The sequence below is a fragment of the Frateuria sp. YIM B11624 genome, assembly GCF_049727805.1.
Taxonomy (GTDB): domain Bacteria; phylum Pseudomonadota; class Gammaproteobacteria; order Xanthomonadales; family Rhodanobacteraceae; genus Frateuria_A.
In genome coordinates, this window is the sequence record NZ_JBCNYA010000008.1 from 1 (window position 1) to 23,703 (window position 23,703).

General features: G+C 70.5%; 17 protein-coding genes. 8 read left to right on the top strand and 9 right to left on the bottom strand.

Annotated features, from left to right (window positions below):
- From AAIL17_RS05595 to AAIL17_RS05615, 5 genes are all read left to right on the top strand, one after another.
- Positions 1–623, top strand: a 623-nt coding sequence (locus AAIL17_RS05595) for an FtsX-like permease family protein (RefSeq protein ID WP_424681836.1), incomplete at its 5' end; no start/stop codon positions are given.
- A 49-nt stretch (positions 624–672) separates the two neighbouring features.
- Positions 673–3,129, top strand: a complete 2,457-nt coding sequence (locus AAIL17_RS05600) for an ADOP family duplicated permease (protein ID WP_424681837.1) — start codon at positions 673–675, stop codon at positions 3,127–3,129.
- A 2-nt stretch (positions 3,130–3,131) separates the two neighbouring features.
- Positions 3,132–5,573, top strand: coding sequence for an ADOP family duplicated permease (locus AAIL17_RS05605; RefSeq protein WP_424681838.1), 2,442 nt, complete (start codon positions 3,132–3,134; stop codon positions 5,571–5,573).
- 222 nt (positions 5,574–5,795) lie between these two features.
- Entirely contained in the window at positions 5,796–7,178 is a 1,383-nt protein-coding gene (locus AAIL17_RS05610; RefSeq protein ID WP_424681839.1) for a sigma-54-dependent transcriptional regulator, read from the top strand.
- A gap of 22 nt (positions 7,179–7,200) precedes the next feature.
- Positions 7,201–8,532: a sensor histidine kinase gene (locus AAIL17_RS05615; RefSeq protein WP_424681840.1), complete on the top strand. Its 1,332-nt coding sequence runs from the start codon at positions 7,201–7,203 to the stop codon at positions 8,530–8,532.
- Between the two features lie 49 nt (positions 8,533–8,581).
- On the opposite strand, the gene AAIL17_RS05620 is transcribed toward AAIL17_RS05615, so the two are convergent.
- From AAIL17_RS05620 to AAIL17_RS05655, 8 genes are read right to left on the bottom strand one after another with little or no spacing between them, the layout of a single operon-like run.
- Entirely contained in the window at positions 8,582–9,364 is a 783-nt protein-coding gene (locus AAIL17_RS05620) for a 3-keto-disaccharide hydrolase (RefSeq protein ID WP_424681841.1), read from the bottom strand.
- Positions 9,365–9,383: 19 nt separating this feature from the next.
- Positions 9,384–10,286 carry a hydroxypyruvate isomerase family protein gene (locus tag AAIL17_RS05625; protein ID WP_424681842.1) on the bottom strand — a complete coding sequence of 301 codons (903 nt, stop codon included), beginning with the start codon at positions 10,284–10,286 and terminating at the stop codon, positions 9,384–9,386.
- Between the two features lie 2 nt (positions 10,287–10,288).
- The gene (locus AAIL17_RS05630; protein ID WP_424681843.1) at positions 10,289–11,344 is read right to left on the bottom strand and encodes a sugar phosphate isomerase/epimerase family protein; all 1,056 of its coding nucleotides are present in this window, start codon (positions 11,342–11,344) and stop codon (positions 10,289–10,291) included.
- A gap of 3 nt (positions 11,345–11,347) precedes the next feature.
- Positions 11,348–11,938 carry a gluconate 2-dehydrogenase subunit 3 family protein gene (locus tag AAIL17_RS05635; RefSeq protein WP_424681844.1) on the bottom strand — a complete coding sequence of 197 codons (591 nt, stop codon included), beginning with the start codon at positions 11,936–11,938 and terminating at the stop codon, positions 11,348–11,350.
- An 11-nt stretch (positions 11,939–11,949) separates the two neighbouring features.
- Complete coding sequence (locus AAIL17_RS05640) at positions 11,950–13,644, bottom strand: GMC oxidoreductase (protein WP_424681845.1); 1,695 nt, start codon at positions 13,642–13,644, stop codon at positions 11,950–11,952.
- 45 nt (positions 13,645–13,689) lie between these two features.
- Positions 13,690–14,571, bottom strand: a complete 882-nt coding sequence (locus AAIL17_RS05645) for a sugar phosphate isomerase/epimerase family protein (protein ID WP_424681846.1) — start codon at positions 14,569–14,571, stop codon at positions 13,690–13,692.
- Positions 14,572–14,594: 23 nt separating this feature from the next.
- Entirely contained in the window at positions 14,595–15,797 is a 1,203-nt protein-coding gene (locus tag AAIL17_RS05650; RefSeq protein WP_424681847.1) for a nucleoside permease, read from the bottom strand.
- A complete protein-coding gene (locus AAIL17_RS05655; RefSeq protein ID WP_424681848.1) occupies positions 15,794–16,990 on the bottom strand; it encodes a Gfo/Idh/MocA family protein in 1,197 nt (398 codons plus the stop codon). Before AAIL17_RS05655 ends, AAIL17_RS05650 begins: the two co-directional genes overlap by 4 nt.
- A gap of 365 nt (positions 16,991–17,355) precedes the next feature.
- Between AAIL17_RS05655 and AAIL17_RS05660 the strand changes: the two genes are divergently transcribed.
- Positions 17,356–18,414 (top strand): LacI family DNA-binding transcriptional regulator, encoded by a 1,059-nt coding sequence (locus AAIL17_RS05660; RefSeq protein ID WP_424681849.1) that lies wholly within the window; start codon positions 17,356–17,358, stop codon positions 18,412–18,414.
- 67 nt (positions 18,415–18,481) lie between these two features.
- Here the strand turns inward: AAIL17_RS05660 and AAIL17_RS05665 are convergent, their stop codons facing one another.
- Positions 18,482–20,353, bottom strand: coding sequence for an ATP-binding cassette domain-containing protein (locus AAIL17_RS05665; protein WP_424681850.1), 1,872 nt, complete (start codon positions 20,351–20,353; stop codon positions 18,482–18,484).
- A 107-nt stretch (positions 20,354–20,460) separates the two neighbouring features.
- Here AAIL17_RS05665 and AAIL17_RS05670 point away from each other — a divergent pair, with 107 nt between their 5' ends.
- Entirely contained in the window at positions 20,461–21,537 is a 1,077-nt protein-coding gene (locus AAIL17_RS05670; RefSeq protein WP_424681851.1) for a glycosyltransferase family 4 protein, read from the top strand.
- Positions 21,534–23,666, top strand: a complete 2,133-nt coding sequence (locus tag AAIL17_RS05675; RefSeq protein WP_424681852.1) for a glycogen debranching N-terminal domain-containing protein — start codon at positions 21,534–21,536, stop codon at positions 23,664–23,666. Before AAIL17_RS05670 ends, AAIL17_RS05675 begins: the two co-directional genes overlap by 4 nt.
- Positions 23,667–23,703 lie beyond the last annotated feature (37 nt).

A 23,703-nucleotide genomic window follows, 5' to 3' on the forward strand; every position in this document is an offset into this window, starting at 1 on the left:
CGCGGCAGCCGATCCTCTATCGCCCGCTGGCGCAGGTGAGCGAGGACGCACTGCGTGCGTTCCGCAGCTTCGAGCCGATGCGTTACGCGCTGGCCGTGCAGGGCGATCCGGGCAGCTACCGGCAAGCCCTGCAGCAGGCCGTGGCCGAGGTCGCGCCGGGCCAGCCGATGGACAACGTGCGGCTGATGTCGCAGGTGATCCATTCGACCACCAGCGACACGCGCATGCAGCTATGGCTGACCGGCCTGTTCGCGGCCCTGGCGCTGCTGCTCGCCGCTGCCGGCCTGTACGCCGTGATGGCGGTGGCGGTGGCTGCGCGCACGCACGAGTTCGGCGTGCGCCAGGCCCTGGGCGCGGCGCCGGCGAGGCTGGCCTGGCTGGTGCTGCGCGGCGGCGTGGTGCAGGTCGCCATCGGCCTGGGCCTGGGCGTCGCCCTGGCGCTGGGCCTGGGCCGGGTGCTGCGCATGCTGATGCTCATGCTCGGCATGGACCGCCGCGTGCTCGACCTGCCGGTGTTCACCGGCGTCTGCGTGGTGCTGCTGGCCATCGGTGCGATCGCCAGCCTGGTGCCGGCCGTGCGTGCCGGCCGCGTGCCGCCGATGCTTGCCTTGCGGGGGGAATGAACATGCCGACTGCCGATGACGGAGCCGGCCGCCGCGCCGGGCGCAACGCATGAACGTGTGGCTCGCCGAGATCTGGCGCAGCTGGCGCGCGAGCTTGCGCCGGCCTGGCTTCGTGCTGCTGGCCAGCAGCGTGCTGGCGCTGGGCGTCGGTGCCAGCGTGGCGGTGTTCGCACTGATCGCCGGCACGCTCATGCGGCCATTGCCGGTACCGCAGCCGGACCGGCTGGTGGTGCTGGGCAAGCTGTGGGAGGGCCGGGTGGGCGGCATCTCGCCGCACGAGTTCCAGCAACTGGACGCGCTCAAGGGCGTGGCGTCGCTGTCGCTGGAGCAGGTGGGCATGGTGGCGAACATCGCCGGCGGCGGCCCGCCCGAACAGGTGCCGGTGACCCGCGCGGACCGGAACCTGCTGCCGACGCTGGGCCTGCGGCCGATGCTGGGCCGCAACTTCAGCGTGCAGGAAGACCGGCCGGGCGGGCCGAAGGCGGTCCTGCTCAGCCATGGCCTCTGGCTGCGGCGCTATGGCGGCGATGCGGCGGTGATCGGCCGCAGCCTGCAGGTCGAGGGCACGCCCACCACCATCGTCGGCGTGCTGCCGGCAAGCTTCGAGGTGGCCAACCGCTTCGACCTGTTCGCCGGGGGCGGCGGCATCATGTTGCCGATGGCCCTGCCGGCGGTCAGCCGCGACTACAACCGCAACGCCCAACTGGCGATCGCGCGCCTGGCCGACGGCGTCCCCGTGGCGGCAGTGGCCGCGCAGGTCGACGCACGCGAGCGTGCGATGTACCGCGACATGGCGATGGGCGGCGACTGGAAGCAGCCGTGGTTCGGCGCCGGCCGCCTGACCGAGTTGCAGCACCGCGGCGCACGGCCGGTGCTGCTGCTGTTCGTCGCCTGCGCCGCACTGGTGCTGCTGATCGCGCTGGTGAACCTGACCAACCTGATGCTGCTGCGCGCACTGGCGCGCAGCCACGACGGCGCCGTACGCAGCGCGCTGGGCGCGCCGGTGTTGCGCCTGATGACGCCGGCGCTCGGCGAGGGGCTGCTGGTGGGCATCGGTGGTGCACTGATGGGCATGGTGCTCGGGGCGGCGGCGCTGGCAGTGCTGCAGTCACTGATCCCGGCCGAGTGGGTGCACGGCGATCTGGTGCGCCCGGGCATCGGGGCATGGGCCGTTGCGTTCGCGATGGGCCTGCTCGGGGCGTTGGTCGCCGCGGTGCTCGCGCTTTGGCGCAGCCGCGGCACGGTCACGGTGGGCGAGCTGCGCGAGGGCGGACGCTCCGGCATCGGTGTCCGCAGTGGTCGGCTCGGCCGCGTGCTGGTGATGGCGCAGGTGGCGCTGGCCACGATCCTGCTGTGCGCCGCCGGCGTGTTCGTGCGCGCGCTGCACGATGCCTCGCAGACGCCGCTGGGCTTCGCCAGCGACCGGATCCTCACCTTCGAGCTGGCGCCGGTGAAGGGCGAGCACCCGGACGACGCGTCGATGCACGCCTTGTCCGAGCGGCTGGTCGAACGGCTACACCGGATCCCCGGCGTGACGGATGCCGCGGTGGCGACCAACCTGCCGGCGAGCGATGCCAGCTTCGGGCAGTTCAAGAATGCCGCGAGCACGCCGGACGGCAAGCAGATGCAGGTGCAACTGCATGGCGTCGGGCCGGGCTTCTTCGGGCTGTTTTCGATCGCGCTCCATGCGGGACGCGATTTCACCCGCAACGACGTGCACGGCGGCGAGCGGGTCGCGATCGTCAGCAGGGACCTGGCGGACACGTACTACGGCGGGCATGCGCTGGGTAAGACCATCCGCATCGAAGGCAACGGCGACGACCACTGGCCCGCGCGCATCGTCGGCGTGGTGGACGAGACCTACCAGTTCGGTCCGCTGCAGCCCAGGCAGCCGGTGCTGTACCTGCCGCTGGAGCAGATGCCCGAGCCGATCCTGGCGGTGTTCCACAGCCTGGAGCCGTTGCGCTTCGCGTTGCGCGGGAACGGCAACCCGGCCGACTGGGGTGCAGGCATACGGCAGGCCGTCGCCGAGATGGCGCCGGACCAGCCGATCGCCAACGTGCGCAGCATGGACAGCATCGTGCGCCAGACCACGCAGGGCGCCCGCCTGGGACTGCTGCTGATCGGCCTGTTCGCGTTGCTGGCGCTGTTGCTCGCGGCGGCCGGCCTGTACGCGGTGATGGCAGTGGCGGTCGCCGCGCGCGAGCGCGAGTTCGGCGTGCGGCTGGCGATGGGAGCGCAGCCGGCCAGGCTGGTGCGGCTGGTGCTGCGCGGTGGGCTCAGGCAGATCGCGCTGGGGCTGGCGGTCGGCGTGGTCGCGGCGCTGGGGCTGGCGCACGCGCTTTCCATGCTGCTGCTGGGAATGCTCGGACGCGGCGGCGCCGTCGATCCGTGGGCCATGCTGGGCGTGTGCGTCGTGCTGTTCGCCGCCGGCCTGCTCGCCTGCCTGCTGCCGGCATGGCGGGCCGGCCGCGTACCACCGATGCGCGCCCTGCGCGGGGAGTGAGGATGATGCTGCTGCGAGAACTGCACGCTGCCTGGCGCCGGCTGGCCCGGCGACCCGGCTATGCCGCGCTTTCGGTCACCGTGCTCGGCGTGGGCCTGGGCGTGGTGGTGTTCCTGTTCAGCCTGATCAACACACTGATGCTGACGCCCTTGCCGCTGCCGCATGCCGACCGGGTGATGGCGGTCGGCGAGCTCGACCGCGGCAACGGCGGAGTCGGCGATACCGGTATCGGCATCGGCGACATCGACACCGACCAGTACCTGCGGCTCGCTGGGTCATTGCACGGCGTGGAGGTCAGCGGTGGCTACCTCGGCGTCGGCGTCTCGCTCGACAGCGGCGCCGGCGCCACGCGCGTGGACGGCGTACGGTTGACCGCCTCGATGCTGGAGCTGCTCGGCGCCCGGCCGCTGCTCGGCCGCGACCTGCTGCCCTCCGACGATCGGCCGGGCGCACCACCAGTGGTGTTGCTGGGCGAGCATCTGTGGCGGCACGGCTTCGGCGCCGACCCGCATATCGTCGGCCGCGCCGTGCGCATCGATGGCGACTGGGCCACCGTCGTCGGCGTGATGCCGGCCCGTTTCGGTTTCATCGGCGGCGATCCCCAATTGTGGCTGCCGCTGCGGCCTGATCCGGCGCACGGCATGGAGTTCTACATGGTCGCGCGGCTGAAGGCAGGCACCACGCTCGCGGCGGCACGGCAGGAACTGTCCGCGCTGGACGCGCGCCTGCGCCGCGAGCTGCCGCAGTGGCGCGAGCAGCAGCAACTGGTGATCAAGCCGTTCTCCACCAGCTTCGTACAGGAGGACACCCGCCACTGGGTCTGGCTGATGTTCGGCGCCGGCGTGCTGGTGCTGCTGCTGGCCTGCGTGAACGTGGCCAACCTGCAACTGGTGCAGACGCTCAACCGCCGCCGCGAGATGGCCGTGCGCAGCGCGCTGGGCTGCGGCCGCGCGCGGCTGATGGCCGGCGCCCTGGCCGAGAGCCTGCTGCTATGCACCGCGGCGCTGGCGATCGCGCTGCCGATCACCCACTACGGTAACCACTGGCTGCTGGCGACCTTCGCCGACAGCGACAAGGCGCCGGCGGCCTTCCTGCGCTTCGGCATCGACGGCGGCGTGCTGGCCTTTGCCGTGGTCGTGGCATTGGCCAGTACCGCGCTGGCCGGCGTCATTCCCGCCTGGCGCGCCGGCCGCACCGACCTGAAGGACGCGCTGCACGACGGCGGCAAGGGCTCGGGCGGCAGTTTCGCACGGGTGGCGCGCGCGCTGGTGGTGGCCGAGATCGCACTGACCGTGGTGCTGCTGGTCGGCGCCGGCATGTTCGTGCGCGCGTTGGACCATCTGCTCACCCAGCCGCTGGCCGGCGCGCAGCATGCCGACGAGGTGCTCACCGCGCACGTCGCGCTGCCACGTTCGACCTATCCCGATGGCGCCGCACGCATCGGCTTCCTCGAGCGTGCCAGCGAGCGCCTGCGCACGGACGCGGGCGTGCTCGCGGCGACGGCTACCAACACCGTGCCGGGCGCGGAGCTGGGCAGCCACGAAACCGTCGCCGCCGAAGGCCAGCCGCGCCCCGCCGGCGGCTGGCCCGACGCGCAGATGGGTATCGTCGACCCGCATTTCCTGGACGTGTTCGGCGTGCGCCTGCTCGAAGGGCGCTTCATCGACGCGCGCGACGTCGCCGGCGGCCAGCGGGTGGCGGTGGTGGATCGCAAGACCGCCGAGGCGCTGTGGCCCGGGCACGATGCGCTGGGCCGGCACCTGGTGCTCTATCCCGACCGGGAATACGCGACCACGCTCACGGTGGTCGGCGTCACCGAACCGCTGCAACTGGACAGCGCGCTGGAGCGGGCCTTGCCCGGCCTGCTGGTGCCGTTGGCCCAGTCGGCGCACATGCGGCCGTTGGAAAGCGTGGGCCTGGCCGTGCGCGTGCGCGGCGCGGCCGGTGTCTATGCGCCGCGGCTGGCGACGGTCGTGCACGGCGTGGACGCGCAGGCCGCCGCCTATGCGCTGCACAGCCAGGCCCATGGCGCGGCGATGGACCGTGTCGGGCTGCTCGTGCTGACCGAGGTGTTCGGTGCGCTGGGCCTGGTGGCGCTGCTGCTGGCTGCGGTGGGCTTGTACGGCGTGCTGGCGTTTTCGGTGGCGCAGCGCACGCGCGAGATCGGCATCCGGCGCGCGATCGGGGCGGGACATGGCGACGTGGTGCGCACGGTCGGGCGGCAGTTGCTGTGGCAGCTCGGCCTCGGCCTGGCGATCGGGCTGGTGCTGGCCTGGCCGTGGTCGAACCTGCTGGCCGATCCGAACCTGCATACGCAGGGGCACGATGCGGCGGTGCTGCTGCCGGTCGTGGCGCTGGTGGCGGGCATCGCCCTGCTGTCGTCGCTGTGGCCGGTGCTGCGCGCGTTGCGCGTCGATCCGGCGGTGGCGCTGAGATACGAATAGAGCCCGCTCCCTCTCCCGCCCTTCATGGAGGATGGGGAGAGGGCCGGGGTGAGGAGCACGGCTGGCCCTGGTCTCGGTGATGCGCAGTTCTTTTCCTTTATTTGTTCCGGGGTTCGCAGGAGCCATCGTGGTGAGCCCCGGCCCCTCACCCCAACCCTCTCTCCGGAAGGGAGAGGGAGCCAGGCCGCGGCGGTATGCTGCGTCCATCAACCAGGTAATCGCATGACCAAGCCCGACCCCACCGTATTGCTGGCCGACGACCAGGCCGACGTGCGCGAGGCGCTGCGCCTGCTGCTCAAGTCCGACGGCCTGGCCAGCGTCGCCACCGAGGGCCCGGCCGCGGCGCTGGAGGCCTTGCGCAAGCGCGAGTTCGCCTGCGCGCTGATCGACCTCAACTACACCCGCGACACCACTTCCGGCGAGGAGGGGCTGGACCTTCTGGCGCGCTTGCGCGAGCAGGCGCCGGAGCTGCCGGTGGTGGTGATGACCGCCTGGGGCAACGTGCCGCTGGCGGTGGAGGCGATGCGCCGCGGCGCCGCCGACTTCATCGAGAAGCCCTGGGACAACGCACGGCTGCTGCGCGTGCTGCGTGCGCAGATCGCGCTCGGCGAGGGCGCGCGGCGGCAGCGCCGGCTGGAGGCGGAGAACGCGCTGCTGCGCGGTTCCACCGACGTGGTCGCCGAATCGGCCGCGATGCGCCGCGTACTGGAGATGGTCGCGCGCATCGCGCCCAGCGACGCCAACGTGCTGGTGCTGGGCGAGAACGGCACCGGCAAGGGCGTGATCGCGCAACTGTTGCACGAGCATTCGGCGCGCGCCGGGCGCTCGCTGGTGAAGGTCAACATGGGCGGCATCGCCGAGAGCGTGTTCGAGTCGGAGATGTTCGGCCACGTGCGCGGTGCCTATACCGACGCCAAGGGCGAGCGCATCGGCCGCTTCGAACTGGCCGACGGCGGCACGCTGTTCCTGGACGAGGTCGGCAACGTGCCGGCCCCGCAGCAACCGAAGCTGCTGCGCGTGCTGGAGGACGGCGAGTTCGAGCGGCTCGGCTCCTCGCGCACGCAGAAGGTCGACGTGCGGCTGGTGTCGGCGACCAATGCCGATCTCGACGCCGAGGTCGCCGCGGGTCGCTTCCGCAAGGACCTGCTCTACCGCCTCAACACGCTGGAGCTGCGCCTGCCGCCGCTGCGCGAGCGCGTCGAGGACATCCTGCCGCTGGCCAACGCCTTCCTCGCCCGCAACGCGCGGCGCTACGGCCGCGACGGCCTGCACCTGGCGCCGTCGGCCGAGCGCGCGCTGCTCGCCTGGCGCTGGCCGGGCAACGTACGCGAACTGCAGCACCTGATGGAGCGCGCCGCGCTGCTGGCCGAGCGCGACCAGGTCGATGCCGCGGTACTCAACTTCGGCGCGCCGGCGCAGGCGGCGCAGGACTTTGACGGCATGACCCTGGAGCAGGCCGAGGCCTGGCTGGTCGCGCGCGCGGTCGAGCGGCACGAGGGCAACCTTCAGCGTGCCGCCGATGCGCTGGGCATCACCCGCCAGTCGCTGTACCGGCGGCTGGAGAAACACGACCTGCGCGCGGCCGGCGCCGATGCCGGGGACTGATCCCCGCGCCCGCGCCGGCCGCATGCCGCGCTTCGAACGGCGCGTGCTCGGCGGCGCGCTGCTGGTGGCCGCGCCGGCGCTGCTGGCCGTGCTGGCGCTGGTGCTGCAGCCGCCGGCGGATGCGGCCGCGCGCTGGGTGCTGTTCGCCGCCGCGGCGGCGCTGACCGCCGCGCTGGCGCGCTGGCAGTACCGCCGCGTGGTGTTTCCGCTGTACACCCTGGCCGGCCTGCTCGAGGCCCTGCGCGAGGGCGACTACAGCCTGCGCGGCGTGCAGGGAGGCGTGCTCGGCGATGTGGTCTACGACATCAACGCGCTGGCCGAACGGCTGCAGAAGGAGCGGCTGGCCTTCGAGGAGTCGACGCATCTGCTGGGCAAGACGCTGGCGGCGCTCGACAGCGGCGTGTTCGTATTCGACGAGGCCCTGCGGCTGCGGCTGCTCAATCCTGCCGGGCAACGTCTGCTCGACGCCGAGCGCCATCGGCTGTTCGGCCTGAGCGCCGCCGAGCTCGGCCTGGCCGGCCTGCTCGACGGTCCGGCCGACCAGGTCACGATGCACACCTTCCCCAGCCGCAGCGGCCGCTTCCAGGTACGCCACGCGGCGCTGCGCAGCGGCGGCCGCGGCGGCCGGCTGCTGGTGGTCAACGACGTCGGCCGCGTGCTGCGCGAGGAGGAGCGTGCCGCCTGGCAGCGCCTTCTGCGCGTGCTCGGGCACGAGGTCAACAACTCGCTGGCGCCGATCCAGTCGATGGCCGGCACGCTGGCGACGCTGGCCGCGCGCGAGCCACTGCCGGAGGACTGGCGCGAGGATTTCCGCAGCGGGCTGGAGGTGATCGGCAACCGCGCCGGCGCACTGGCGCGCTTCCTCACCGGCTACGGCAAGCTGGCGCGGCTGCCGCCGCCGCAGCGTGCAGCCGTGGACCTGCGCGAGCTGGCCGGGAAGGTCGCGCGACTGCCGCTGGCGCGTTCGGCGGAGCGCCGGGTCACGCTGGAAGAGGGCGAGCCGCTGGTGGTGGCTGCCGATGCCGACCAGGTCGCGCAGGCGCTGATCAACCTCGTGCAGAACGCGGTGGATGCGGCCTCGGGCGAGGTGCGCGTGCGCCTGCGGCGGCAGGGCGGGCGGGCGCTGGTCGAGGTCGAGGACGACGGCCCGGGGCCGCCGCCCAGCGACAACCTGTTCGTGCCGTTCTTCACCACCAAGCCGGGCGGCTCGGGCATTGGCCTGGCGCTGGCGCGGCAGATCGCCGAGGCGCATGGCGGCGGCGTGGCGCTGACCGCACGCGAGGATGCGCGCGGCGCGCTGGCGCGGCTGTGGCTGCCGCTGGAAACGGCGGCCGGCAGCGCAGCCGGCGATTGAGTGCCGCGTCGCAGGCGGTGCGGTGGATGCGCTTCGCCCGAAGGGCCGCTCAATCCAGCGGCCGCACCCAGATGTTGCGGAAGCTGATCGGCTGCGACGGGTCGCCGTGCGCCTGCAGCTTGATGGGCGCGCGGTCGTAGGGCTTGTACTTCGGCTGGCCGATGTAGAAGGTTTCGCCGGCCAGGCGGACGTGGTCCTGCACCAGCACGCCGTTGTGCAGCACCGTCACGTAGGCCGGCGACTTGAGCGTGCCGTCGGCACCGAACACGGGCGCGGTCCAGACGATGTCGTAGCTCTGCCATTGCCCCGGCGGACGCATTGCATTGACCCGCGGCGGCGCCTGCTTGTAGATGCTGGCGGCCTGGCCGTTGACGTAGGTCGTGTTCCGGTACGAGTCCAGGATCTGGATCTCGTAGCCTTCGTCGCCCGGTCCGGTCGAGGCCAGGAAGACGCCGCTGTTGCCGCGCGCCTGGCCGTCGCCCGTGATGCCCTCGGGCACGCGCCATTCCAGGTGCAACTGGTAGCTCCCGAAGCGCCGCCGGGTCTGGATGTTGCCCGTCGCCTTGTCGACCGTCGCCACGCCGTCGTGGACCTTCCAGCGTGCGGGCGAGTGATCCTTCGAGGCTTCCCACTGGTCGAGGTTGCGGCCGTCGAACAGCACGATGGCATCCGAAGGCGGCGCGGCGTCGCTGCGGCCCGGCGTTACCACCGGCGGCACCGGCGTCCACTGCTCGGTGGCCTTGGGATCGCCGGCCGGCGATGCGTCCTGTGCCGAGGCGACGCCGGCCGCGAGTGCGAGGGGAAGAAGGGCGAAAGCGAAGCGCGGGTTCATGGGCAGGTCCGGTAGAGGATCAGACGGTGCAGATCCGGTAGGCGTCGGCGAAGGCGGCGAACGGATCGGGCCCGGCGGGCACGAACTCGTGCGCGAGGTAGCCCTGGAAGCCGAGGTCGGCGATCGCCTTGGCGATGGCGTGGTAGTTGAGCTCCTGCGTGCCGTCGATCTCGTGGCGACCCGGCACGCCGCCGGTGTGGAAATGGCCGATCCAGGCGATGTTTTCGCGGATGGTGCGGATCACGTCGCCCTCCATGATCTGCATGTGGTAGATGTCGTAGAGCAGCTTGACGTGGGGCGAGTCGACGCCCTTCATCACGGCCGTGCCGAAAGCCGTGCTGTCGCCCTGGTAGCCGTGGTGGTCGACCTTGCTGTTGAGCAGCTCGACGCAGATCGTGATGCCGTTTTCGGCGGCGTAGGGCGCGATCTTCGACAGCCCTGCGACGCAGTTGTCGATGGCCTGGCGCTCGTCGATGCCGGCCTTGCGGTTGCCGAACATGGTGATCAGGTTCGTCACGCCGGCGCGCCGCGCGAGCGGGATGGTCGCTTCCAGCTCCTTCAGCAGCACGGCATGGTTGGCCGGGTCGTTGAAGCCCATCGCGATGAAGTTCTCGCGGCGCGAGGGATAGCCCATCGAGACCTGCATGCCGTGGTCGATGGCCACCGCCCATTCGTCCGCATACAGCAGGTCGACGCCGACGAAGCCGATCGCCTTCAGGCGTGTGCACAGCTCGGGCAGTGGCGCCTTGGACGTCCAGCGGCTGAGCGATTGCCTGAGGCGTCCGGGCGAAACCTTTCCGGAAGCCGGCCTGGCGAGCGAGGTGTCGGCAGGCAGCAGCCACGAAGTGGCGCCAAACGCCGCGGCGGTGGCCATCAGGCCGAGCGCGTCGCGGCGGGTCATGCCTCGGGAAGGTTCGGACATGGCTATGCGAGCCCCAGGATCTGGCGGTTGAGCGTGGCGTCGGCACCGCTCGCGGCGAAATCGTCGAACGCGTGGTCGGTGACCTGGATGATGTGGTCGCGGATGAACACCGCGCCTTCCTTCGCGCCCTGCTGGGCGTCCTTGATGCAGCACTCCCATTCCAGCACCGCCCAGCCCGGATAGCCGTACTGCGCCATCTTGCTGAAGACCGCGCGGAAATCGATCTGCCCGTCGCCCAGCGAGCGGAAGCGGCCGGGGCGGTCGATCCAGTCCTGGTAGCCGCCGTAGACGCCGGCGCGACCGTTGGGGCGGAACTCGGCGTCCTTCACGTGGAAGGCGCGAATGCGCGGGTGGTAGAAGTCGATGAACTGAAGATAGTCCAGTTGCTGCAACACCATGTGGCTGGGGTCGTACAGGACGTTCGCGCGAGGATGCTGGCCGACGGCGTCGAGGAAGCGCTCGAAGGTGGCGCCGTCGTGCAGGTCCTCGCCGGGGTGCAGTTCGTAGCAGACGTCCACGCCGGCCTCGTCGAAGGCATCGAGGATCGGGCGCCAGCGCCGGCCGAGCTCGGCGAACGCCTCGTCGACCAGGCCGGCCGGCCGCTGCGGCCACGGATAGAACAGGTGCCAGGCCAGCGCGCCGGAGAAGGTCGCATGCGCGGTGAGGCCCAGGTTGCGGCTGGCCCGGGCGGCCAGCTTCAGTTGCTCGACGGCCCAGGCCTGGCGCTCCCGCGGCCGGCCGCGCAACGCCGGCGGCGCGAAGCCGTCGAACAGACGGTCGTAGGCCGGATGCGAGGCGACGAGCTGACCCTGCAGGTGGGTGGACAGTTCGGTCACGACCAGTCCGTGTCCGGCCAGCATGCCGGCGACGTCGTCGCAGTACGTCCTGCTCGCCGCTGCCTGCTCGAGATCGAACAGGCGGGCATCGTTGGACGGGATCTGCACGCCGGTGAAACCGAGCGACGCCGCCCAGCGGGCGATCGCCGGCAGCGAGTTGAACGGTTCGACATCGCCCGCGTACTGGGCGAGGAAGATGCCGGGGCCTTTGAGCGTTCTCATGCGTCAGATCCTCAGCACTGTTTCCTCCGCCCAGGCGTGGCCATTGCCTGCCTTCGACACCGGGATGTCGCCACGCCAGGCGCCGGGCACGGCGTCGTACTGCAACACCCGGGTGCAGCCGGGTTGGGACATGAAGAAGCCGAGCATCGCCAGCTTCTTGGTCATCAGCACGAAGGCGGGCGCCGAGACCGGGTCGAGGTCCTTGCCGCCGGCCAGCGCCTGTTCGTGCAGCCGGGCCACCAGCGCCTGGCGCTGGCCGGCATCGAGCTGCGCGAACGGCAGGATGGCGGCCTTCTCGAAGGCGGCGAGGGCGCGCAGGTAGCGCTGCTGGTCCTGCGGCGTGTAGACGTCTTTGAACATCTGGTCGATGAAACGCGGCACGCCCGCATCGACCGCGCCTGGCGTATCGGTGCGCGGGACGATGATGTCCACCACCGCGGTCACCACGTCGATCTGCGGCGGCGCGAAGAACTGCGGCGCGGGCCCGCCGTTGCGCGCAGCGGCGTGCGCGTCGAGCACGGCCAGCAGCGAGGGCGCGGTGAAGGCGCCGACGGCCAGCATGGACATGCTTTTCAACCATTCGCGACGGTTCATGGCGGGCTCCTTCAGATGTTGCCGCGCTTGAGTTCGGCCACCGCATGGTCGGCCGCGCGCGCGGTCATCGCCATGTAGGTGAGCGAGGGGTTCTGGCAGCCGGAGGAGGCCATGAACGAGCCGTCGGTGACGAACACGTTCCTGCAGGCGTGCATCTGGTTCCAGCCGTTGAGCACCGAGGTCTTCGGGTCGCGGCCCATGCGCGCGGTGCCCATCTCGTGGATGCCGGCGCCGACGTTCGCCTGGACCTTGAACGAGTGCACGTCGCGGTAGCCGGCGGCGCTGAACATCTCCAGCGCGTCCTCGATGATGGCCTTCTCGATCGCCCGCTCGTTCTCCTCGTGCGCGGCATCGAAGTTGAGCAGCGGCAGGCCGTACTTGTCCTTGCGGTTGCGATCCAGGGTCACCCTGTTGCGATGGGAGGGCAGCATCTCGCCGAAGCCCATCATCGAGATCTGCCAGGGGCCGGGCGCTTCCGCGGCGCGCTTGAGCTCGCCGCCGATCGCCGGCGTGTCGACCAGCCGCGTCCAGTCGCGGCGGCTCGCGCCGCCCTGGTAGCCGAAGCCGCGCAGGTAGCTGCGCTTGTCCCTGCCGACGTTGCGGTAGCGCGGGATGTAGAAGCCGTTGGGACGGCGGCCGGAGTAGTAGCGGTCCTCGAAACCGTCGACCGACGCCGACGCGCCGCTGCCGAACACGTGGTCCATGATGTTGTGGCCCAGCTCGCCGCTGTCGTTGCCGAAGCCGTTGGGGAAGCGGCTGGAGGTGGAGTTGAGCAGGATCTGCGTGGTGCCGAAGGTGGACGCGCAGAGGAAGATCACCCGCGCGAAATAGTCGGTCTGCCGGCCGGTCTCGGCGTCGTGCACGCGCACGCCGGTCGCCTTGCCCTTGTCGTTGTCGTAGATCAGCTCGTAGACGATGGCATTGGTCACCATGGTCATGTTGCCGGTCTTCTCCGCCGCCGGTAGGGTGGACGAGTTGCTGCTGAAGTAGCCGCCGAACGGGCAGCCGCGCATGCACAGGTTGCGGTACTGGCAGGTCGAGCGCTGCGGGCTCTTGTCGTGCTTGAGCGGCGCGGAGAGGTTGGCGGTGCGGCCGATGATCAGCTTGCGGCCGCCGAATCGGCCGGCGATCTTGTCGCGGAAATCCTTCTCCACGCAGGTCAGCTCCATCGGCGGCAGGAAGTCGCCGTCGGGCAGTTGCGGCAGGTGCTCGACCGAGCCGCTGACGCCGATGAAGTGCTCGACGTAGTCGTACCAGGGCGCGATGTCGTCGTAGCGGATCGGCCAGTCCACGCCGACGCCTTCCTTGCCGTTGGCCTCCAGATCCATCGGGCTCAAGCGGTAGCTCTGCCGGCCCCACATCAGCGAGCGGCCGCCGACGTGGTAACCGCGGAACCAGTCGAACGGGCGGGTTTCCTCGTAAGGGTTGTCGAGGTCGTCGACGAACCAGTGCTTGGTCGATTGCGTGATGCCGTAGAACGACGGGCGCGTGTGGATCGGATGGCGCTCGATGTCGTGCAGGGTGGGCTCGTCGGCGTAGGGCAGTTCCCAGGGCGCCTTCATGGCAGTGGGATAGTCGCCGTGCTTGACCATCGGGCCGCGGTCCAGCACCAGCGTCTTCAGGCCCTTCTCGGTCAGTTCCTTCGCCGCCCAGCCGCCGCTGACGCCGGTGCCGACGACGATGGCGTCGTACGTGTGCTTGTTCATGAGGCCTCTTGGGACAAGGTGTCGGTCAATGGCGGTATGCGCCGCTCAGCGCAGCGGGCGCAGGTAGGCATAGTCGACGCGCGCGGCCTCGAGCTGGCCCATGCGCGCGAAGGGACCCTCCTGCTCGACGAAACAGTGCTTCAGCCCGGCGCGGTCGGCGGCGGCCATGATCGGCTTGTAGTCCAGCGTGCCGCGGCCGAGTTCGGCGCCCGGATAGTCCTTGCCGTCGGCGCCGGCGCCGGGCAGGAAATCCTTCGCGTGCATCAGCGGCATGCGTCCGGGATGGGCCGTGAAATAGTCGGCGGGATTCTTGCCGCCCATGTGGACCCAGCCGCAGTCGAGTTCGAACTGCACCAGCTTCGCGTCGGTTTCCTTCAGCAGCACGTCGTAGAAGGTCCGTCCGCCGCCGACGTCGGTGAACTCGCGATGGTGGTTGTGATAGGCGTACTGCAGGCCCGCCCGCCTGGCCTTCTCGCCGAGCCGGTTGGCGACTTCCGCGGTGCGCTTGGCGTCGTCCAGGGAGTAGCTAGGCTCCGGGGCGTTGGCGCCTCGTTCCTTCTGCATGATCGCGGGCAGCATGCTGCTGACGATGTACTTCGCGCCGAGCGTGTGCGCCGCCTCGATGCCCGGCTCGAAGCCGAGGCTGTCGAAGTGCAGGCTGGGGCAGGCGAGGCCGGCGGAATTCAGTTGGTCGCGCAAGGTCTTGGCGGTGCTGGTGACGATCGCCTCGATCTCGCTGTAGCCGATCGCCTTGAGCGTCTTGAGCGTGCCGGCCGGATCGTGCCGGTAGGCGTCCAGCACCATGTAGAGCTGGATGCCGAGCGACTTGCCCGCGGCGGCGGCCAGCAGCCTTCCGGGCGCGCCGGCGGTCAGCCACGCGGCGGCGCCGCAAAGGGTGGATCGGGCCAGGAATTGCCTGCGGGTCATCATCGTTTCGTTCCTCCCGTGAATCAGTCGGCGACGGCGACGGTCGCGCCGACGCTGCCCTTGCGGTCCTTGAACGCCAGCACGAACAGCACCAGCACGACCGCGGCGCAGCCGCCAGCGATCGTCCAGATCGAGCGCCAGTCGTGGCCGCCGGCCGTAGCATGGGCGTCCACCACCACGCCCGACAGCCAGGAGCCGACGAACATGCCCAGGCCGTAGGTGAGGAACGTGATCAGACCCTGGGTCGCGGCACGCAGCGCCGGCGGTGCTTCACGGTCGATGTAGATCTGGCCGACCACGAAGAAGAAGTCGAAGCAGATGCCGTGCAGCACGATGCCCAGCCACAGCATCCACATCAGCTCGCCGGGCATGCCGAAGGCGAACATGGCATAGCGCAGCACCCAGGCGAGCATGCCCACGGCGAGCATGTACTTGACCCCGAGCCGGCGGAAGAACCAGGGGATCAGCAGCATGCAGAACAGTTCCGACATCTGCCCGCCGGTCATCTTGCCGGCGGCGTTGACGACGCCGATCTCGTTGAGGAAGAGGTTGGTGAAGGCGTAGTAGAACTGCAGCGGGATGCAGATCAGGAACGAGGCGAGGGCGAATACCGCCATCGAACGGTCGCGCAGCAGGTGCAGGGATTCGAGCGGCAGCGCGTGGCGCAGCTCGAAGCGCCGGTTGCGCGCCAGCGGCGGCGTCGGCGGCAGGGTGAGGCAGTAGAGCGCCATCGCGAGCGAGAGCCCCGCGGCCAGCAGCAGCGGCGAGGCGGTGGCTTCCACGCCCCAGGCGCCGACGATCAGGCCCATTACGATCCAGCCGATTGTGCCGAACACGCGAATTGCGCCGAACTCCTCGCGCGGATCGTCGATGTGCCGCATCGCCAGCGAGGTGGTGAGCGCCAGGGTCGGCATGTAGCACAGGCTGTAGGCCAGCAGCGTGGCGTACAGCAGCGGGAACGAACCCTGCCGTGCGGCGACCACGAGCAGCACGGCGCCGACCAGGTGCAGGGCGGCCAACACGCGGCGCGTATCGAACAGCCGGTCGGCGAGCAGCCCGACGAACAGCGGCGAGATCATCGCGCCGATCGCGGTGGTGCCGGCGACCGCGCCGATCTCGCTGCCGCTGAAGTGCAGCGTCCTGCCGAGCCAGGTGCCGACCGTGACGTACCACGCGCCCCAGATCGCGTACTCGAACAGCATCATCAGCCGAAGGCGCCACTTCATCGCCGTGCTCCCCTCTTGCGTGGTGGTTCGCGGTGCTCTTCGACGCCCTGCCACACGCCGCCCGCGGCGTGACTCCTGAGCATGGCGTCGATCAGCAGGCTGTTGCGGTAGCCATCGGCGAAGGTCGGCAGGGCCGCCGGCTTCGTGGCCGGCGTGCCGCCGCGGCGGATCCACGCATAGGCGTCGGCCAGCAGGTTGCGGAAGGCATCCGCCCACGCTTCCGGATGGCCGGCCGGCAGGTGCGCGTAGCCGCGCGCGGACGGATCGAGCAAGGCCGGGTCCCGCGGCAGCAGGACGTTGGCCTGCGCCTGGTGGCCGAGCCACAGTTCGTTGGGCTGCTCCTGCCGCCACGCCAGCGAGGCGAGGCGGCCGTTCACTTCCAGGCGCAGGTCGTTCTTGTGCCCGGGCAGCACCTGGCCGACGGTGACGCAGCCGCGCGCGCCGTTGTCGAAACGCAGCAGCACGCTGGCCAGGTCTTCGCTGGTGATCTTTACCTTGCGCCGCGGCGCGTTCCTCGCCGCGCTGGCGAAGGCCTTGGTCGAGGTCGCCGGTGCCTCGCGCACGGGCACGGCCGTATGCAGGTCGGCCAGCACGGCGGTGATGCGCGCGCCGGTCACGTGCTCGGCCAGGTCGCACCAGTGCGAACCGATGTCGCCGAGCGCGGAGCTGGCACCGCCGCGCTTCGGATCGAGCCGCCACGAGTAGGTGCGCGCGTCGGCCAGCCAGTCCTGCAGGTAGCAACCGTGCACGAACACCGGCGCGCCGAGCCGGCCCTTGGCGATCATCGTGCGCGCCTGCTGCACCAGTGGGTGGCCGCGGTAGTTGAAGGTGACCACGTGCGCCACGCCGGCATCGCGCGCGGCTTCGTACAGCTCGCGGGCTTCCTGCACGTTGGCGGCCAGCGGCTTGTCCGAGATCACGTGCTTGCCGGCGCGCAGCGCCGCGAGCGAGATCTCCCTGTGCAGGTGGTTGGGCGTGGTGTTGTGGACCACCTGCACGGCCGGGTCGGCGAGCAGGTCGCGGTAGCTGGCGTAGGCATGGCCGACGCCCAGCTCGCGCGCCCGCTTCTTTGCCGAGTCGGGGCTGGAGCCGGCGAGGCCGAGCACGTCGACGTCGCCGAGGCGGCGCACCGCATCGATGTGGTGCGCGGCGATGAAGCCGGGGCCGACCAGCGCCATGCCGAGCTTCTTCATCGGGCCGACTGCACTACGGATGCCGTCGATACGGGCTGGCTTGCCATGACCCCTCGCTGCCGCTGGAGACGTACTCGACTACGGATGTATTCGATTACATCGGCGTGGAAACAAGTCTTTCTGGCGCTTCGTCCGCGAGCGGCACGATCCTGGCTGGTGCCTGTGCGCCGGGGAGCCGCTCACATGAACGCATCGTATGTATCAGATGTACGCGCGCCCACGCAACGATTTTCATGTAATCCATTACATTGCAGCGCAACAACAGCCCGGAAACGATGGCTGGAGCACATCCTCGTCGGGCGCTCGTAGCGTGGGGCGGGTGATATCGTCCGCCGACGGCGACGGTGCAGACGGGAGCAGGACGATTGAGCGCGAAGGCATCCAAGGGACGGCAGGGCGGCAAGGGCACGAAGGCCGCGCCGCCGGCCCGCGTCAGCACGGTCAAGGAGATCGCCGCCATCGCGAAGGTGTCGGTGGCCACCGTGTCGCGCGCCCTGCAGCGTCCCGAGATCGTCAGCGAGGCGACGCGCCTGCGCATCCACGAGGTGGTCAAGCGCATGGGCTATACGCCCAACGCGCTGGCGCGCAACCTGCGCACGGCGCGCACGCGGCTGATCGTCGCCCTGCTGCCAGACATCGCCAATCCGTTCTTCTCCGAGGTGATCCGCGGCATCGAGCAGGTGGCACACGAGAACGGCTACTCGGTGCTGCTGGGCGAGACCCAGGGCAGCCTGGTGCGCGAGCAGGCCTACGCCGACATGGTCGCGGCGCGCCGCGCCGACGGCATCATCACGATGTCCCCGCGCGTGCCGGCGATCCCGCTGCAGGGCCGCCTGCCGGTGGTCAACGCGTGCGAGTACGTCAGGGACGCGCAGGTCTCCAGCGTCTACATCGACAACGTCGCCGCGGCCGGCGCCGCGGTCGACTATCTGGTCATGCTCGGCCACCGCGAGATCGCCTTCGTCGCCGGGCCGCCGTCGAGCCCGATCAGCGTGGATCGCGAGCAGGGCTACCGGCTGGCGCTGCAGCGGGCGAAGCTTGCAGCGCATCCCGCGCTGGTCGCCGCCGGCGATTTCTCGATCGAGGCGGGCGAGCGCGCCGTCGAGCTGTTTCTGGCGCAGGGGCGGTCGTTCAGCGCGGTGTTCTGCTCCAACGACGAGATGGCGATCGGCGCGATGCGTGCGCTGAGTTCGCACGGGTTGCGCGTGCCGGACGACGTTTCGGTGATCGGCTTCGACGACATCCGCTTTGCGCGCTATACCTCGCCGCCGCTGACGACCGTCGCGCAGCCGAAGAATGCGTTGGGGCGCGAAGCCATGAGCATGCTGATCGAGCTGCTCGACGACCCCGCGGTGCCGCCGCGCAAGCGGGTGCTGGCGGCCGACCTGGTCGTGCGGGGATCGACCGGGCCGCGCCCGCCGTAGCGCGAAGGGTAGCGTGGAGGCCAGCTCCCTCTCCCCTCCGGGAGAGGGTTCCAAAGGCGGTTCGGCGTCAGCCGTCCAGTTCGGACCAGCGTTGGTAGGCAGCGTCCAGCTCGGCCTGCAGGGCAGCCAACGCCTCGTTGGCGCGGGTGATCGCCGTCGGTTCCTGGCGGAAGAACGCCGGGTCGTTCATCGCCTCGGCGCGCGCGGCGATGTCGCTTTCCAGCTTCTCGATCCGTGCGGGCAGCAGTTCCAGCTCGCGCTGGTCCTTGAAGCTCAGCTTGCGCCTGGCCGCGGCCGGGGCGGGCGAGGGCTCCGAAGCGGCGGCTGGCGCGGGCGCGGGCTTCGCCGGAGCCGGCGCGGGCATGGCCGGCCGCTGGCGCAGCCAGTCGCTGTAGCCGCCGACGTATTCGCCGATCCGGCCCTCGCCCTCGAGCACCAGCGTGCTGGTCACCACGTTGTCGAGGAAGGCGCGGTCGTGCGAGACCAGCAGCAGCGTGCCGGTGTAGTCGGTCAGCAGCTCTTCCAGCAGTTCCAGCGTCTCGACGTCGAGGTCGTTGGTCGGTTCGTCCATGACCAATAGATTCGACGGCTGCGCGAACAGCTTGGCCAGCAGCAGGCGGTTGCGCTCGCCGCCGGAGAGGCGGGTGATCGGCGCACGCGCGCGCTCGGGCGAGAACAGGAAGTCCTGCAGGTAGCCGATGACGTGCTTGCGCTGGCCGCCGAGCTCGATGTACTCGCGCCCCTGCGCCACGTTGTCCAGCGCGTTGAGCCGCTCGTCCAACTGCACGCGGTGCTGATCGAAATACGCGATCTGGATGCCGGTGCCGAGCTCCACCGTGCCGCGCTCGGGCGTGAGCTCGCCGAGCATGATCTTCAAGAGCGTGCTCTTGCCCGCGCCGTTGGGGCCGATGATGCCGATGCGGTCGCCGCGCATCACGGTGGTGGAAAGATCGTCGATCAGCACGCGCCCACCGTAGGCCTGGTGCACGTGGTCGAGCTCGATCACCTTCCTGCCCGAGGCCTGCGCATTGGCCAGCGTCATCTTCGCGCTGCCGACCAGCTCTCGCCGCTCGGCGCGCTCGCGGCGCAGCGCCTTCAGCGCACGCACGCGGCCCTCGTTGCGGGTGCGCCGGGCCTTGATGCCCTGGCGGATCCACACTTCCTCCTGCGCCAGCTTCTTGTCGAACAGCGCGTTGGCCTGGGCTTCGGCGTGCAGGCGCTCCTCGCGGCGGCGCAGGTAGTTGTCGTAGTCGCCGGGCCAGTCGGTGAGCGCGCCGCGGTCGATTTCCACGATCCGCGTGGCCAGCGCGCGCAGGAAGCTGCGGTCGTGGGTGACGAACACGATCGAGCCGTCGAACGATTTCAGGAAACCCTCGAGCCAGCCGATCGCCTCGATGTCCAGGTGGTTGGTCGGCTCGTCCAGCAGCAGCACGTCGGGCTTGGTCACCAGCGCCTGCGCCAGCAACACGCGGCGCTTCATGCCACCGGAGAGCGCGGCGAAGTCGGTCTGGCCCGGCAGTTCCAGCCGCGCGAGCACGTCGTCCACGCGGCGGTCGAGGTCCCAGCCCTGGCGTGCCTCGATTTCGTGCTGCACCTCGCCCAGCGCGTCCAGGTCGCCTGCGGCCAGCAGATGGTGGTAGCGCGCCAGCAGACGGCCGAGGTCGCCCAGCCCTTCGGCCACCACGTCGAACACCGAGCCGGCGGTGGACTGCGGCACTTCCTGCGCCATGCGCGCCACCACGATGCCGTTCTGCACCCTCACTTCACCGTCGTCGGGTTGCAATTGGCCGGCGATCAACTTCATCAGAGTGGACTTCCCCTCGCCATTGCGGCCGACGACGCAGACGCGCTCGCCGCGCTCGATCGACAGGTCGACATCGGCAAGCAGAAGGGGGCCGCCGATGCTGAAATCGACGTGCTGCAATTGGATCAGGGACATCCGCCTATCTTAATGGATACGGTTGACCGATACGGTCGGTGGACTGCGGCGCGCACAGGCCCGTTCAACGCGCCGCGCCCTCGGAGGTGGCGGCGCCGAGGTATCCAATGCGCATTGCCCAGATCGCTCCGTTGTGCGAGTCCGTTCCGCCCCGCCTCTATGGCGGCACCGAGCGCATCGTCGCCTGGCTCGCCGACACCCTGGTCGAGCTCGGCCACGAGGTCACCCTGTTCGCCAGCGCCGATGCCTGCACGCGCGCCGAGCTGGTGGCGGTGCGCGACCAGGCGATCCGGCTGGATCCGACGCCGCTGAAGTCGGAACTGGCCGCGCACCTGTCCATGCTGCAGGAGGTGCGCCGCCGCGCCGACGAGTTCGACGTGCTGCACTTCCACGTCGACATGCTGCATTTCCCGATGTTCGAGGATTGCGCCGGGCGCAGCCTGACCACCTTGCACGGCCGGTTGGACCTGAAGGACCTGGGCGAGGTGTACCGGCGCTGGCCACATTACCCGCTGGTGTCGATCTCGCAGCAGCAGCGCCAGCCGCTGCATTTCGCCAACTGGGCGGGCACCGTGCACCACGGCCTGCCCGAAGCCCTGCACCGTCCGCATCCGCATCCGGAGGGCGGCTACCTGGCCTTCCTCGGGCGCATCTCGCCGGAGAAGCGGCCCGACCGCGCAATCGCCATCGCCCGCGCGAGCGGCATGCCGCTGAAGATCGCTGCCAAGGTCGACCTGGCCGACCGCGCCTACTTCCGCGAGGAGATCGAGCCGCTGCTGGACGATCCGCTGGTGGAGTTCATCGGCGAGATCGGCGAGGCCGACAAGGAACATTTCCTGGGCAATGCCGCAGCGCTGCTGTTTCCGATCGGCTGGCCCGAACCGTTCGGCCTGGTGATGATCGAGGCGATGGCCTGCAGCACCCCGGTGATCGCCTGGAACTGCGGCGCGGTGCCGGAGGTGGTCGACGAGGGCGTCAGCGGCTTCATCGTGCAGAGCGAGGCCGAGGCGGTCGCGGCCGTGCGGCGGCTGCCGCGGCTCGACCGCCGCCAGGTGCGCGCCGCCTTCGAGCGGCGCTTCTCGGCCGAGATCATGGCCAGCAACTACGTGGACCTGTACGAACGACGCTGCCGCGTCGCGCCGGCGCTGCCGGCCTGGCCGGTGGCCTGGGAGGCGACACGATGAGCGAAGCGACGCAAGACGACGAAACCCCTTCGGCCGGCACCTCGCGCGGGCAATACTCGCTCAAGTCCGGCGATACCTTCGTCGTCTGCGACGCCTACGGCGACATCCGCGGCGATGCCAACGGGCTGTTCCACAACGACACGCGCATGTTGTCGTCGTTCACCCTGGACCTGGGCGGCAAGTCGCCCTCGCTGCTCAGCGCGGCGATCAGCCACGACAACGTGCTGTTCACCGCCAACCTCTCCAACAAGCCGCTGCCGCCGATGGGCGAGCGCGCCACGCCGCAGGGGGTGATCCACCTGCAGCGCACGCGGTTCCTGTGGGACGGGCGCCTGTACGAGCGCATCGCCTGCGTCAACTACGACGACAGCGAGGTGCACGTGACGCTCACGCTGCGCTTCGGCGCCGACTTTCGCGACATCTTCGAGGTCCGCGGCACGCCGCGGAAGCAGCGCGGCACGCTGCACGCGCCGAAGGTCGGCAAGGCGTCGGTGGCGTTGTGCTACGAAGGGCTGGACGGCGTCACGCGGCGTTCGGTGGTCTGCCTTTCCGTACCGCCGGACCGGCTGGACGGCGAGTCGGCCGAACTCAGGCTCACCCTGCCGCGCCTGAGCAACACCGAGCTCTACGTCGAGGTCGGCCCGGAGCACGCCCAGCCCAGCCGCGAACGCTTCCGCGCCGCCGCCGCCAAGGCGCGCCGCGCGATGCGCCGGCGCCGCGGCCACGGCGCCCGGCCGCGCAGCAACGCGCGGCTGTTCAACGCCTGGCTGGAACGCTCGCGCGCGGACATCGCCCTGCTGGTCAGCGAGTTCCCGACCGGGCCGTACCCGTGCGCCGGCATTCCCTGGTTCGCCACGCCGTTCGGGCGCGACGGCATCATCACCGCGCTGCAACTGCTGTGGCTGGACGCCAGCCTGGCGCGCGGCGTGCTCGGTTACCTGGCCGCGCACCAGGCGCACGAAACCTCGGCCTTCCGCGATTCCTCGCCCGGCAAGATCATGCACGAGACGCGCAAGAGCGAGATGGCCGAGCTCGGCGAAGTGCCGTTCGGGCGCTACTACGGCGGCGTCGACACCACGCCGCTGTACGTGATGCTGGCCGGCGCCTATGCCGAGCGCACCGGCGACGAGGTGTTCATCGACAAGCTGTGGCCGGCGCTCACCGCGGCGATGGGCTGGATCGAGCGCACCTGCGACCGCGACCCGCACGGCTTTCTCACCTACGCCCAGGGCGAGAAGGGCGGCCTGCTCAACCAGGGCTGGAAGGACAGCGAGGACTCGGTGTTCCACGCCGACGGACGCATCCCGCCGGCACCGATCGCGCTGGTGGAGGTGCAGGGCTACGTGTACGCCGCGCTGATCGCCATGGCGCGGCTGGCCGAACGGCGCGGCGACGACGATGCGTCCGCCGCGTGGCGCCATCGCGCGCTGGCCATGCGCAAGGCGGTGGAGGAGCTGTTCTGGGACGAGGCGCTGGGCACCTACGGCATCGCCCGCGACGGCAACGGCTCGCTGTGCAGCGTGCGCGCCTCCAACGCCGGCCATCTGCTCTACGTGGGCCTGCCCAAGCTGTGGCGGGCGAAGAAAGTGATCCGCCAGTTCCGCTCGGCGCCGTTCGACAGCGGCTGGGGCGTACGCACGCTGGCCATGCAGCAGGCGCGCTACAACCCGATGTCCTACCACGACGGCTCGGTGTGGCCGCACGACGTGGCGATCTGCGCCGCCGGCATGGCGCACTACGGCGAGCGCGACGATGCCGTACGGCTGCTCGGCGAGACGTTCGAGGCGGCGGTGCATTTCGGCATGCGCTTGCCGGAGCTCTTCTGCGGGTTTCCCCGCGCCACCGGCGAGCCGCCGATCGCCTATCCGGTCGCCTGCCTGCCGCAGGCCTGGGCGGCCGGCTCGGTGTTCATGATGCTGCAGGCCTGCCTGGGAATCACCGTGGACGGCCGCCGCGGCGAAGTGCGCATCGACCGGCCCAGCCTGCCCGAGGGCGTCGACCGGCTGACCCTGCACAAGCTGGACGTGGGCGGCGACAGCATCGACCTGGGCTTCGAGCGGATCGGTTCGCGCACGGTCGCGTTCCGCGCCGGCGGCTCCCCGAACGTGCGGATCCTGGCGAAGGTCTGAGCGCCTCGCGCCGCCCGCCGAGGGTCCTCGTACTTCC

Coding starts and splice junctions, on each gene's coding strand:
- AAIL17_RS05675 (WP_424681852.1), top strand. CDS start 21,534: ATGAGCGAAGCGACGCAAGACGACGAAACCCCTTCGGCCGGCACCTCG.
- AAIL17_RS05610 (WP_424681839.1), top strand. CDS start 5,796: ATGACCAAGCCCGACCCCACCGTATTGCTGGCCGACGACCAGGCCGAC.
- AAIL17_RS05635 (WP_424681844.1), bottom strand. CDS start 11,938: ATGAACCGTCGCGAATGGTTGAAAAGCATGTCCATGCTGGCCGTCGGC.
- AAIL17_RS05605 (WP_424681838.1), top strand. CDS start 3,132: ATGATGCTGCTGCGAGAACTGCACGCTGCCTGGCGCCGGCTGGCCCGG.
- AAIL17_RS05665 (WP_424681850.1), bottom strand. CDS start 20,353: ATGTCCCTGATCCAATTGCAGCACGTCGATTTCAGCATCGGCGGCCCC.
- AAIL17_RS05620 (WP_424681841.1), bottom strand. CDS start 9,364: ATGAACCCGCGCTTCGCTTTCGCCCTTCTTCCCCTCGCACTCGCGGCC.
- AAIL17_RS05615 (WP_424681840.1), top strand. CDS start 7,201: ATGCCGCGCTTCGAACGGCGCGTGCTCGGCGGCGCGCTGCTGGTGGCC.
- AAIL17_RS05650 (WP_424681847.1), bottom strand. CDS start 15,797: ATGAAGTGGCGCCTTCGGCTGATGATGCTGTTCGAGTACGCGATCTGG.
- AAIL17_RS05630 (WP_424681843.1), bottom strand. CDS start 11,344: ATGAGAACGCTCAAAGGCCCCGGCATCTTCCTCGCCCAGTACGCGGGC.
- AAIL17_RS05600 (WP_424681837.1), top strand. CDS start 673: ATGAACGTGTGGCTCGCCGAGATCTGGCGCAGCTGGCGCGCGAGCTTG.
- AAIL17_RS05625 (WP_424681842.1), bottom strand. CDS start 10,286: ATGTCCGAACCTTCCCGAGGCATGACCCGCCGCGACGCGCTCGGCCTG.
- AAIL17_RS05645 (WP_424681846.1), bottom strand. CDS start 14,571: ATGACCCGCAGGCAATTCCTGGCCCGATCCACCCTTTGCGGCGCCGCC.
- AAIL17_RS05655 (WP_424681848.1), bottom strand. CDS start 16,990: ATGAAGAAGCTCGGCATGGCGCTGGTCGGCCCCGGCTTCATCGCCGCG.
- AAIL17_RS05640 (WP_424681845.1), bottom strand. CDS start 13,644: ATGAACAAGCACACGTACGACGCCATCGTCGTCGGCACCGGCGTCAGC.
- AAIL17_RS05670 (WP_424681851.1), top strand. CDS start 20,461: ATGCGCATTGCCCAGATCGCTCCGTTGTGCGAGTCCGTTCCGCCCCGC.